This window comes from Nocardia seriolae NBRC 15557 (genome assembly GCF_007990715.1).
Lineage (GTDB): Bacteria > Actinomycetota > Actinomycetes > Mycobacteriales > Mycobacteriaceae > Nocardia > Nocardia seriolae.
Map to the genome: position 1 here is coordinate 43,691 of NZ_BJWY01000035.1, position 11,328 is coordinate 55,018.

The following is an 11,328-nucleotide window of genomic DNA, read 5'->3' on the forward strand; positions in this document are numbered from 1 at the left end:
CGGCGGCGAGTCGGCCACCGGGGTTGAGTCGGCCACCGAGGGCGAATCAGCCACCGAGGGCGAATCCGCCGATTCTGTTGTCGCGGGCGCAGCTGCTGTCGCCGCCGAGTTCGTCGCAGATGAATCCGCTTCCGACGTGCCGATCGCCGCTGAGAATGCCAGTGGCGCCGCGGAATCGGATGAATCGGGCGTGAGCGGATCGGCGGCGGGCGATTTCACCGCTCAGGCGGCCGAGCACGGTGCCGAGGGTGTGCCCGTCTCGTCTGCCGCCGAGGTGTTCGCGGCCGTTGCCGGTGCCGCCGATGAGTTCGCGGCGGGTGGGAACGGTTCCCTCGCGGGTGTTTCGGAGTTCGTCGAATCCGCCGGGTTCACGGCCGAAGTGGTGGTCGAGGTTGATCCCGCCGCGGACGAGGCGGGCGAATCCGGTGCGGCGCAGCTCATTGCCGACAATGCCGCGGACGCCGACGGTGCCGCGGACGCCGACGGTGCCGCGGACGCCGATGCCGATGCCGATGCCGATGCCGAGGACGCTGCCGATGCCGGGGACGAAGTTGTCGAATCCAACATCGCGGCGAGCGGGTTGATCCTGCCGGGGGATGTGGCCTCCGATGTCGAGACGATCGTGCACGTGCTGCGGCACGGTGAAGTCCACAATCCGAAGGGGATTCTGTACGGGCGGCTGTCCGGGTTCCAGCTCTCGGTGACCGGGCGGGCGCAGGCGCAGGCCGTGGCGCGGTCGCTGGTCGACCATGACATCGCGCTGGTGGTGGCCTCGCCGTTGCAGCGGGCGCAGGAGACCGCGGATCCGATCGCGATCGGGCACGGGCTCACCATCCGGACCGATGAGAATCTGATCGAGGCGGGCAATACCTTCGAGGGCCTGACGGTTTCGCCCAAGGCGCTGCGCAAGCCCCGGCACTGGTGGAAGCTGCGGGATCCGTTCACGCCGTCCTGGGGTGAGCCGTATCTGCAGATCGCGCACCGGATGCTGGCCGCGGTGAACAAGGCGCGGGTGGAGGCCGCCGGTCGCGAGGCCGTGCTGGTGTCGCATCAGCTGCCGGTGTGGACGCTGCGGCGGTTCCTGCAGGGGCAACGGCTGTGGCACGACCCGCGCAACCGGCAGTGCTCGCTGGCGTCGCTGACTTCGCTTGTCTACCAGGGCGATACGTTGATCGACATCGTGTATTCGGAGCCGGCCGGTGCGTCCGATCCGTCGGTGACCGGAGCATGAGACCCGCCATCGTGTCCGAGTCCCGCCCCGCGTCCCCGTCCCGTCCCGCGCGCCCCTTCCGGCGCGCGGTGGCGCTGCTGGCCGGACTGTGTGCGGCAGCAGTGCTGGCCGGTTGTTCGACGGCGGGCAAGGACGCGGTGGCCCAGGGCGGCACCTTCGACTTCGTCTCCCCGGGCGGCAAGACCGAGATCTTCTACGATCCGCCGTCATCGCGCGGCACCATCGGCAAGCTGTCCGGCCCGGATCTGATGCACGACGGCAAGACCACCTCGGTGGACGACTTCCCCGGCAAGGTCGTGGTCATCAATATCTGGGGTCAGTGGTGCGGCCCGTGCCGCGCGGAAGCCCCGGCGCTGGAACAGGTCTACCAGGCGAGCAAGGACAAGGGCGTCGCCTTCCTGGGCATCAATGTCCGCGACAACCAGAAGGACAAGGCCCAGGATTTCGTGACCGACAACAAGGTCGGGTACCCCTCCATCTACGACCCGTCCATGCGCAGCCTGCTCGCGCTCGGCGGCAAGTTCCCGACCAGCGTCATCCCCACCACCATCGTGCTGGACAAGCAGCACCGGGTTGCGGCGGTGTTCCTGCGCGCCCTGCTGGCCGAGGACCTGCAGCCGGTGGTGGACAAGCTCGCGCAGGAGCAGTCGTGAACCACGTGACCGTGCTTGCCAGCGTGGGGGATTCGTTCCAGCAGACCGCCGCCACCGGGCCGCTGCTGCTGGCGCTGGGCGCGTGCCTGCTGGCGGGGCTGGTGTCGTTCGCCTCGCCGTGCGTGGTGCCGCTGGTGCCGGGCTACCTGTCCTACCTGGCGGGTGTGGTCGGTGCCGAGGCCCCGCCGGTGACGGTCGAATCGGCCAAGAGCGCCAAAACAGCCGTGGCCAACCGCAATTCCGCGCGCCTGCGGGTGGCGGGTGCGGCGGGCCTGTTCGTGGCGGGCTTCACCGTGGTGTTCGTGCTCGCCTCGGCGACGGTGTTCGGCGCGATCCAGGCGTTGAACGTGAATCGCGATCTGCTGCAACGCATCGGCGGCGTGGTCACCATCGTGATGGGTCTGGCCTTCATCGGCCTCATCCCGGCCTTGCAGCGGGACACCCGCATGGAGCCGCGCCGTCTGAGCGGTCTGATCGGAGCTCCGCTGCTGGGCGCGGTTTTCGCGCTCGGCTGGACACCGTGCCTGGGCCCGACGCTGTCGGGTGTGATGGCGGTGTCGGCCGGTACCGAGGGCACCACCGCGGTCCGCGGCGTCGCCCTGATCGTGGCCTACTGCCTGGGTCTGGGCCTGCCCTTCGTGATCCTGGCCTTCGGTTCGGCGACCGCGCTGCGCGGCGTCGGCTGGCTGCGCCGTAATTCCCGCACCATTCAGGTGATCGGCGGGCTGCTCTTGGTGGCCGTCGGCATCGCCCTGGTGACCGGGGCGTGGGACCAGTTCGTTTCCTGGGTCCGCGACGCCTTCGTCTCGGATGTGACCCTCCCGATCTGACATGACTGCCACCATCGAAACCCCCAGCGCCCCCGCCCTTCCGCCGCGCCAGTCGCCGGTGCGCCGCCTGCTCGCCCTGCTGCGCAACGCGTGGCGCGGGCTGACCAGTATGCGCACCGCGCTGATGCTGCTGTTCCTGCTGGCCCTGGCCGCCATCCCCGGCGCGCTGCTGCCGCAGCGCAGTTTGAACGCGGGCAAGGTCGACGACTACATCCGCAACCGGCCGACGCTGGGTCCGTGGATGGACCGGCTGCAGCTGTTCGACGTGTTCTCCAGTGCCTGGTTCACGGCCGTCTATGTGCTGCTGTTCGTTTCGCTGGTGGGCTGCATCCTGCCGCGCTGCCTGGATCATTACCGGGCGTTGCGCACGCCGCCGGTGAAGGCTCCGCGCAATCTGTCCCGTCTGCCGCATCACTACTCGGGCAGCGATGCTGCGACTCCGGAACAGGCGATCGAGCGGGCCCGCGCGCAGATGCGCGGCTGGCGCACGGTCGTGCAACCGGGCAATCGCGAAGGGGAGCTGACCCTTTCGGCGGAGAAGGGCTACACCCGCGAGCTCGGCAACCTGGTCTTCCACCTGGCGCTGGTGGGTCTGCTGGCGGCGGTGGCCATCGGCAAACTGTTCGGCTACGAGGGCAATGTGGTCGTGCTCGCCAATGACGGGCCGGGCTTCTGCACCACCTCGCCCGCGGTGTTCGACTCCTTCCGCGCGGGCAATGTCAACGACGGCACCGGGCTGACGCCGATGTGCGTGCGGGTCAAGGACTTCAAGGCCGACTACCTGCCCAACGGGCAGGCGTCCATGTTCACCTCGAACATCCGGTACCAGACCGGCAAGGACCTGAACTCCGACCCCTGGCGCGACACCACCATCCAGGTGAACCATCCGCTGCGGGTCGCCGGTGACCGGGTTTACCTGCAGGGCCACGGTTTCGCGCCCAAGTTCACGGTGACCTTCCCGAACGGCCAGACCCGTACCGAGGCCATCCAGTGGAAGCCGGACGACGCGACCACCTTCCTGTCCTCGGGTGTGCTGCGCATCGATCCGCCCGGCGGCATGTATCCGAGCGAGGATGAGCGGCGTAAGCATCAGGTGGCGATCCAGGGCCTGTTCGCGCCGACCGCGCTCATGCACGGCCAGTTGCTCACCTCCCGGTATCCGGCCATGAAGGATCCGGCCGTGGCGATCGACATCTACCAGGGCGACACCGGCCTGGACACCGGTCGCGCGCAGTCGCTGTTCGCGCTGGATCCGGAGATGATCAAGCAGGGCCGCCTGGTCAAGCAGCAGCGCGTGAACCTGAAGCCGGGTGAGTCCGCGACCCTGGCCGACGGCACCAAGGTGACCTTCGACGGCGCGGAAGAGTTTGTGAACCTGCAGGTTTCGCACGACCCGGCCCAGCAGTGGGTGCTGGTGTCCGCGCTCACCATGATGGCGGGCCTGCTGGTGTCGCTGCTGGTGAAGCGCCGACGCATCTGGCTGCGCGTGTACCCCGGCGCCGAAACCGATGGGGTACGACGTACCGTAGTAGAAATGGGCGGATTGGCCCGCACCGACCAGGCCGGGTGGGGCGGCGAATTCGACCGCCTGCGTGAGCGGCTGCTGACGGGAGAGAAGTAATGCCGATCGACGAGACCATCGCCTCCTACAGTGATCTCGGCTTCAAGTCGGCCATCGTGATCTACGCGCTGGTCTGGATCATGCTGGTGTGGCAGTTCGCCCTCACCCGCACGGTGCCGACCACCGCGCGCCGATTGGTCACCGTCGGCGGCGGTTCCGACACCGCCGGTCCGGCTGAGCCCCGCGCCGACGTGCCCGGCAAGGTCGCCCCCCGCGGTGCCGAGCGTCCCTTCCCCGAGCGCCTGGGCAACATGGCCTTCGCGGTCCTCTACGTCGGCTTCGGCGTCCACGCGGCCTCGATCGTGCTGCGCGGCTTCGCAACCCACCGCTTCCCCCTCGGCAACATGTTCGAGTTCATCTCGATGGCCACCGCGGCCGCCGTCGGCCTCGGCCTGGTCCTCCTGCGCGACCAGCGCTACCGCGGCATGTGGTCGTTCCTACTGACCCCCGTCCTGATCCTGCTCTTCCTGGCAGGCACCAAACTCCACGTCGACGCGGCCCCCGTCGTCCCCGCCCTCAAGTCCTACTGGCTCCCGGTCCACGTCACCGTCGTCTCCATCGGCTCGGGTGTCTTCCTGGTCTCAGGCGTAGCGAGTCTCCTGTTCCTCTACCGCATCTGGCAGCCCGCAGGCGCCGAGTCCGACAACATCTTCGGCCAGCTGGCCCGCCTCCTCCCCGACGCCCAGCTCCTCGACCGCCTCGCCTACCGCACCACCATCATCGGCTTCCCCATCTTCGGCGCCGGCGTAATCCTCGGCGCCATCTGGGCCGAAGCCGCCTGGGGCCGCTTCTGGGGCTGGGACCCCAAGGAAACCTGCTCCTTCATAGCCTGGGTCCTCTACGCCGCCTACCTCCACGCCCGAGCCACCTCAGGCTGGCGAGACACCAAAGCCGCCTGGATCAACATCGCCGGCTTCGTAGCCATGCTCTTCAACCTCTTCATCATCAACATCGTGGTGAGCGGCCTGCACAGCTACGCGGGCCTCAACTAGCCCGATCTACCTGCGGGTTCTCGGAATCATCCGGTACGTCAGTGCCGGATTTTTCCGTCTCGGTACGCAGTTAGTACGCAGTCCCGCCGAAATGCTCTCGGAGGACGGTGGCCACGGCTGTCCGCGTGGTGGCGTCCGCGTCCGGCCATAGGTGGGCGTAGTAGCGCAGGGTGGTCACCGCGCTGCCATGGCGGACACGGGCCTGGACAGTCTTGATGTCCGCCCCCTGCCGGATCAGCAGGGAGGCATAGAAGTGGCGTAGGTCTTGGAAGCTGAAGCCCTTGGGAAGTCCGGGGATGTCCGCCCTCACTGACCGGACATGCCACCCGATGACCCAGGGGGACACGGGCTTGGCCAACTCGTCGCTGACCACGTGTCCGCCTGTCCGCCCCCTGATGGCCACCTTCAACAGGCTCGTAAGTTCCTGCGGAATCGGCACCGGCGTATCGCTGGCCTTGGTCTTGAGTGGACGATCTGGCCATTGCCGCTGTGGATAGACCATGCCGTCTTCGAGATCGACTTCATCGATCCGCAACGCTGCGGCCTCCGAAATACGGAGCCCGACGAAAGCACCGAGAAGGATCGCCACCCGCAGGTGTTCGGGCATCGCCTCGTACAACGCCCAGATCTGTTCGGTAGTTGCTACGTAAATCTTCTGATGGCCTGCGTTCGGCGATGTCCGACGCGAGCACGGATTACGTGACAACAAATTGTCATGCACTGCATCGCTGAAGATTTGGGACAGGCGAGAGTGCAGCGAGTAGACGTAGCTGTCCGCAAGCCCTTCGGCCTTCAGCTTGGCTGTCCACGCCTTCACCGCGGACGGTCGGACGGCTGACAGCTTCAAATCGCCGAACTCCGCCTTGATCTTCTTCACGTGCCACTTCGCTAGTATCCCGGTGCTGGGCATAGCCTTTCAGCCACTCGTCGCACCACTGTCGAACGGTCTTCTGGGCATCGCGCGGCCGGATATGTGTCCCGGCGACCAGGGCGGCGGTCTGAATATCGAGCCATGATTGCGCATCAGTCTTCCGGGTGAACCGCTGCGTGTGCTCGTGGCCGCCGTCATCGACATACCTTGCACGCCAGCGCTTTCCGGTCTCAAACAGGTTCGACGGAACGCGCCGCGTGGTGCCGTCCTCCTCGCGGATGGTCTTGTACCAGAGGTCTTCGACCCCGGCGCGGCGGTTCCGTCGGGCTGTCATGGTCAGGCCGCCCCGTCGCTGCTGGTCGCGGCTTCCTGTTCGGCGATCCAGGCCAGGATCACGCTCTCCCGCCATACGCGGCGGCGGCCGAGCTTGAAACTGGTTGGCCCCGAACCAATATGCGCCCAATAACGCCATGTGGACTCCGGGATGCCGGTCAACTCTTCGCAGTCCTTGGCCGTGAGGTAACGGTCATGATCCATCAGGCCACCGCCTTGGGAAGCGCGAACTTGGTCATGACTGCTTGGACGAGGCCGTTGAGGCACCCGCAGGTGCTGCCCGGCCGGGTCCAAGGTGCGCCGCCGCACAGTGGGCAGATTTCCCAGCGTGCGGCCTCGTGCCGGAGGATGCATTCGGTGTCGGTGCAGCCGCGCTGGTCGCACCAGATGCATATTCCGGCGAAGCTGAACCGCAAGGGCTTCAGCGTCCCGGCCTCGGGCCACAGGTCCGATTCCGATACGCCGACCAGCGCGGCCATGGCGTAGCGGTGCCGGGGGAAGGGAGTGCGGCCCGAACTGATCCACCGCTCAATGGTTTTCGGATCGACCTGAAGCAGGGTGGCGGCGGTCTCCGGGGTGAGATGGGCTGCCATGAGGGCTTCCCGGAGTCGGAGGTTCATGGTCATCACGGCACCTCGTGTCCGGCCAGGATCACGTCCAGGTCGTGAACGTGAAGGTTGGACAGCTGGATCTGGCCCCGTTCCCGCGCGAGGGTCTGTGCGGCCCTCTGCACGGCGCGCCGCAGATCCGCGCCGCGGACGTAGTAGAGGACGCCTGCGAGGTCGTGCTGGTCGGCGGAGTCCAGCGCCGCCGCCATGGTGGCAACCAGTCGCCCCTTCTCCCGTTTGCGCGAGAGTTCGACCTCGATGCCCCAGATCTGGTCGCGGTCGTGTTCATCGAGCAGCCAGCCGTCGTGGATGTGGGAACCGGGTTCCATCCGCCGCCGCAAGATCCGCTCACTGGTCCAGATATCCGGATCGGTGTTCAGGCCGTTGATCGCGTAGCGCAGGTGCGCGACCGCCGTCAGGTGCGCGGCGGTGCTGGCCTTGGGCTCCCAATCGCCGGGATCGAAATCCAGCATGCCCCAGGCTGATTCGCGGTCCGGCCACACCCACAACGGCCCGGAGTTTTCCGCGTCGGGCGCGTCGTAGGACGAGCGCCGCCACGGTCCGGGCATGTTGTAGTCGACGCGGGCGACTCGGCACATTTCCGTGAGGTGCCAGCGCTTGATCATGCGGTAGACCCGATCGGTACGCATGCCGGTCATGCGGCTGATCAAGGCCACCGGCACCCCGTACATCTGCGAGAGCCACTCGTGCCACAGGCTGTCGTAGCCCTGCAAACGGATTCCCTTGACCTCCTTCATCAGCGCACCACCTTCAGGTCGGGCTTGGTGCTCGCCGCGGGCTCGGTCAGGATCATGCCGAAGGTGCATTCGCACCCGATCGCGGTGCCGTCGCAGATCGGGCACACCAGCCAGCGCGAGGCACGGTGTTCTTCGATGCATTCGACGGCGGTGCAGCCGCGCCGCTGGCACCAGATGCACACCCCGGCGAAGGTCAGCCGGGACGGGAAGAACATGCTGGACAAGGTGTGTGGGCGGTGCACGATCGCGGGCAACGTCAGGTCCCGATCCGGGTACCCGAGTTCATCGGTGCTGAACTGGTGGCCGGTGATCTGTTCGAGCACCTTGACCATGACTTGCAACGTCCGTGTTGAGGGCTGGTGCTCTCCGGACTTGTAGCGGGCCAGCGAACTCCCGTCGGGCGAGACCGCAGCCCCGCCGTCCTGACGGGAGACCTCACGCATCAGCCGGGCGAAGCCCTTGTTCGACAACCCCAACTCACTCGTGACCGACGCGAGTGTCGTGTTCGGGGTCCAAGTGCCGGCGGTGGTTTCGACCGTGGTCATCGGGTCACCTCCCCGATCGTGGCCGTCAAGGACGTAGTGATGGCGATCATGCCGAAGGTGCAGGTGCATTCGATCGCCGCGCCGTCGCACAGCGAGCAGATCGCCCACTGCGCGCCCCGGTGCCGGTCGCGGCACCGCTGGTCATTGCAGCCGCGCCGATGACACCAGATGCACACCCCGGCGAAGGTGAACCGGGGCGGGAAGCTGATCCCGGACAGATCCGAGACACGGGGATCGAGTTCCAGACGCACATTCGGAAAGCCGATATCCGCCGGGGTGAGATGGTGATTCGCGAGCTGGCCCAGCACGTTCAGCATCACCTGACACACGCGCGGTGTCGGGGTGTGCTGGCCCGCAAGGTATTTCGCGATGTTCGTGTTCGAGGTAGCCAACGGCTTGCCGCCGTCGAGCTGACTGGCATCACGCATACGCCGGGCCAAGCCATGATTGGTGAGCCGCAGCCCGCCCATGACAACCGCGAGCCGGACGTTCGGGGTGACAGTTCCGGTCTCGGAACTGCGAGGTTGGTCTACTACGATAGACATTGCTTCAGGTCTTCCTAACGTCTCTGAAGTGGATAAATGATCGAGGCGGTGGCAACCGCTCCGGTGCTGGGCTCCCCGACGACTACCGATCGGCGGGGAGCCTCTTTGTTCCGGCGCACGCTCTTCGAACGAGCGTCGATTTATACCCCTAAACCAACGCTGCCATGTTGGTCGCGGGCGATTGAGTGGTATAAACCAAAGGGTAGGCGCGTCCGCTGCCGAGAGTCAATACCCCCTAAACTGAGCCCCGTGAACCTGACTGATGATGAGTTTGAGGCGGTCCGCCGCGATCCTGACCCGCTGCGGCGTGGTCGGCGTGCGACCGAACTCATTACCTTCTATCAGCAGCGGGCCACGGAGCTTGCACGTCTTCGCAGAGCGTCGATCTCCGAGGCGTATCACAACCTCGGCATGAACTACACGGAGATCGCGGCCGAACTGGGGATCACGAAGGGCCGCATCACTCAGATCAGAACCTCGGCACCGCCACCGGAGCGGGCGTTCTTCGGCGTTGGTCCGGTGGCGGTAGGCATCCCGCGTCGCTATGGCTTCGAGGAAGGTCGCGAACGATCATTCTTCGACGCCGCGGACACCGCCGCTCAGGCGGCCATGGAAGCGACATTGGGCCGATTGTCTCTGGTATCAACAAAGTTCGCGATCGAGCCGGACTGTGAGGTTGTGCCCGAGGGTGATGCTGTCGTCATCTGCGGGCCAAAGTCCGCGCCTGTGGCCCGCACTCTTCTTGCTGGTGATCCGTATCTGGATTTCCTTCAGGCAGAGGATCGATGGTGGATCACGGACAGTCGGGATGGCCGCCGGTTCGACTCGCCATACCGGCGGCCGGACTCAACGATCCAATCGGATGTCGGATACTTCGGCCGCCACGTGATCGGCAACCGCATCGTCCTGCACGTCGCCGGGATCATGAGTGTCGGCTCCCTTGGCGTCTGTCAGTGGATCGAATCGAACATCGCAAAGTTGTACGACGGCAACGAGACTCACTCGATCAGCGGTGTCGTCCACTGTGACTTTGACGATAACTTCGCAATCGTTGACACCCGCCTGATCGCAGGACCGTACCTCTGGTGAGCTTTGCGAGGGTCGCCACGGCGCAGCTCCCGGCCAAGTCGAATGAGGACCGGCTGGTGATCACTGCGGAGATGGTGATCATTCTGGATGGGGCGACGACGTACGGCATCCAGAACAAGATTTCCGGCGGTACATTCGCCGAGCGGCTAGGGGCAGTTCTCGTGAGGATTGCCGACGAGTCCGCGTCTCTGTCAGCACTTCTCGAGGTTGCCCTGCAGTACGTGATCAGCGATCTTGAGCTTCCTATCGAGTCGCCCAATGCGCCCTCATCCACGATCGCGATCGTTCGGAAGCGCCGTGGAACACTCGATTTCCTTGTCCTTGGCGACAGCACGATTGTTCTCGGATATCGCGATGGAGCCGTGGAGACCATCTGCGATGAACGGCTCGAACAGCTTGGTCTCGTGCAGTCTCGCAAGTATCGGTCGAGGCTCCAGCAAGGTGGGGGATACGACGACAGGCACCGTGAAATTCTCGCCGAGCTTCAGCAGGAACAGCGGCGTCGCCGAAATCGGCCCGGCGGCTACTGGATTGCGTCAACTGCCCCGGAGGCCGCTCAGCACGCGATCATTGCGGCTCGCCCAGTGGCCGACATTGCCTGGGTTGCTCTGGCGACCGACGGAGTGACCGACCTGATCGACGCCCTCAAGGTCGACTGGCAGGAAATCGGCAGCATGGACAGCGCGAAGCTTTCGGCTCTCCTCGCTCGTATCCACCGATGGGAATATGAAGTCGATCCGGACGGCATTCTGGTTCCCCGCTCGAAACGGCACGACGACAAGGCAATTGCGGTAGTCCGTCTGTGAACTGGCGGGGTGGGGGCGCGTAGGAGGCGGGCAGGCTCGTCCTGCCCGCTTATGGCCCGCCGTGGGTGCCGCGGTTCCGCCGTGTCAAGTCTGGATTCCCGGTCGCCGAACCGTCACCGTGGACACCGGGCCGCCGCCCGGGGAGCCAGACTTGACAGGGCGGCGGCACCCGTAAAATCAAGCGCCCCCACCCCGCTCGCCGGGCGCGGCAGGCCCCGGTAAGGCGACCCTGCAACCATCCGGCCACGTCGCCGGAATCGCCTATCAAGATCAGTGGCGATGACAGCCGCTAAACGGACCGATTAGAGCGCTCCAAAAGCCCAGGACAGCCGGACCGAAATAGGGTCGAACCTCTGTGTACCTCCTGGCGAAACTGGTGTGTACCTGACGTCCAAAGGATGGAAAAACCGTTGTGTACCTTCGATAAAACCGGTGTCTACCTCTGC

The 11,328-nt window shown here is 65.8% G+C and carries 13 protein-coding genes; 7 read left to right on the forward strand and 6 right to left on the reverse strand.

Features of this window, described 5'->3' with window-relative positions:
- Positions 1-565: 565 nt before the first annotated feature.
- From NS2_RS13635 to ccsB, 5 genes are read left to right on the forward strand one after another with little or no spacing between them, the layout of a single operon-like run.
- A complete protein-coding gene (locus tag NS2_RS13635; RefSeq protein WP_370737297.1) occupies positions 566-1,231 on the forward strand; it encodes a histidine phosphatase family protein in 666 nt (221 codons plus the stop codon).
- Positions 1,228-1,884 carry a TlpA disulfide reductase family protein gene (locus tag NS2_RS13640; RefSeq protein WP_081985895.1) on the forward strand — a complete coding sequence of 219 codons (657 nt, stop codon included), beginning with the start codon at positions 1,228-1,230 and terminating at the stop codon, positions 1,882-1,884. The genes NS2_RS13635 and NS2_RS13640 overlap by 4 nt, the downstream gene beginning before the upstream one ends.
- 5 nt (positions 1,885-1,889) lie before the next feature.
- On the forward strand, positions 1,890-2,714 hold the full coding sequence (locus tag NS2_RS13645) for a cytochrome c biogenesis CcdA family protein (protein WP_081985898.1): 825 nt from the start codon (positions 1,890-1,892) through the stop codon (positions 2,712-2,714).
- Position 2,715: 1 nt separating this feature from the next.
- Positions 2,716-4,335: a cytochrome c biogenesis protein ResB gene (gene resB, locus NS2_RS13650; RefSeq protein WP_033087794.1), complete on the forward strand. Its 1,620-nt coding sequence runs from the start codon at positions 2,716-2,718 to the stop codon at positions 4,333-4,335.
- Positions 4,335-5,327, forward strand: coding sequence for a c-type cytochrome biogenesis protein CcsB (gene ccsB, locus NS2_RS13655; protein ID WP_033087793.1), 993 nt, complete (start codon positions 4,335-4,337; stop codon positions 5,325-5,327). The genes resB and ccsB overlap by 1 nt, the downstream gene beginning before the upstream one ends.
- 70 nt (positions 5,328-5,397) lie before the next feature.
- On the opposite strand, the gene NS2_RS13660 is transcribed toward ccsB, so the two are convergent.
- From NS2_RS13660 to NS2_RS13685, 6 genes are all read right to left on the reverse strand, one after another.
- Positions 5,398-6,204: a tyrosine-type recombinase/integrase gene (locus NS2_RS13660; RefSeq protein ID WP_228102602.1), complete on the reverse strand. Its 807-nt coding sequence runs from the start codon at positions 6,202-6,204 to the stop codon at positions 5,398-5,400.
- Between the two features lie 330 nt (positions 6,205-6,534).
- The gene (locus NS2_RS13665; protein WP_033087792.1) at positions 6,535-6,735 is read right to left on the reverse strand and encodes a helix-turn-helix transcriptional regulator; all 201 of its coding nucleotides are present in this window, start codon (positions 6,733-6,735) and stop codon (positions 6,535-6,537) included.
- Complete coding sequence (locus tag NS2_RS13670; protein WP_033087791.1) at positions 6,735-7,157, reverse strand: helix-turn-helix domain-containing protein; 423 nt, start codon at positions 7,155-7,157, stop codon at positions 6,735-6,737. The genes NS2_RS13665 and NS2_RS13670 overlap by 1 nt, the downstream gene beginning before the upstream one ends.
- Complete coding sequence (locus NS2_RS13675; RefSeq protein WP_033087790.1) at positions 7,157-7,897, reverse strand: hypothetical protein; 741 nt, start codon at positions 7,895-7,897, stop codon at positions 7,157-7,159. The genes NS2_RS13670 and NS2_RS13675 overlap by 1 nt, the downstream gene beginning before the upstream one ends.
- Positions 7,897-8,442: a hypothetical protein gene (locus tag NS2_RS13680; protein ID WP_033087789.1), complete on the reverse strand. Its 546-nt coding sequence runs from the start codon at positions 8,440-8,442 to the stop codon at positions 7,897-7,899. Before NS2_RS13680 ends, NS2_RS13675 begins: the two co-directional genes overlap by 1 nt.
- The gene (locus NS2_RS13685) at positions 8,439-8,987 is read right to left on the reverse strand and encodes a hypothetical protein (RefSeq protein WP_143837469.1); all 549 of its coding nucleotides are present in this window, start codon (positions 8,985-8,987) and stop codon (positions 8,439-8,441) included. Before NS2_RS13685 ends, NS2_RS13680 begins: the two co-directional genes overlap by 4 nt.
- Before the next feature lie 249 nt (positions 8,988-9,236).
- Here NS2_RS13685 and NS2_RS13690 point away from each other — a divergent pair, with 249 nt between their 5' ends.
- A complete protein-coding gene (locus tag NS2_RS13690; RefSeq protein ID WP_228102603.1) occupies positions 9,237-10,076 on the forward strand; it encodes a sigma-70 family RNA polymerase sigma factor in 840 nt (279 codons plus the stop codon).
- Positions 10,073-10,882, forward strand: coding sequence for a protein phosphatase 2C domain-containing protein (locus NS2_RS13695; RefSeq protein WP_052086368.1), 810 nt, complete (start codon positions 10,073-10,075; stop codon positions 10,880-10,882). Before NS2_RS13690 ends, NS2_RS13695 begins: the two co-directional genes overlap by 4 nt.
- Positions 10,883-11,328 lie beyond the last annotated feature (446 nt).

Coding starts and splice junctions, on each gene's coding strand:
- NS2_RS13665 (WP_033087792.1), bottom strand. CDS start 6,735: ATGGATCATGACCGTTACCTCACGGCCAAGGACTGCGAAGAGTTGACC.
- NS2_RS13685 (WP_143837469.1), bottom strand. CDS start 8,987: ATGTCTATCGTAGTAGACCAACCTCGCAGTTCCGAGACCGGAACTGTC.
- NS2_RS13640 (WP_081985895.1), top strand. CDS start 1,228: ATGAGACCCGCCATCGTGTCCGAGTCCCGCCCCGCGTCCCCGTCCCGT.
- NS2_RS13675 (WP_033087790.1), bottom strand. CDS start 7,897: ATGAAGGAGGTCAAGGGAATCCGTTTGCAGGGCTACGACAGCCTGTGG.
- ccsB (WP_033087793.1), top strand. CDS start 4,335: ATGCCGATCGACGAGACCATCGCCTCCTACAGTGATCTCGGCTTCAAG.
- NS2_RS13680 (WP_033087789.1), bottom strand. CDS start 8,442: ATGACCACGGTCGAAACCACCGCCGGCACTTGGACCCCGAACACGACA.
- NS2_RS13670 (WP_033087791.1), bottom strand. CDS start 7,157: ATGACCATGAACCTCCGACTCCGGGAAGCCCTCATGGCAGCCCATCTC.
- resB (WP_033087794.1), top strand. CDS start 2,716: ATGACTGCCACCATCGAAACCCCCAGCGCCCCCGCCCTTCCGCCGCGC.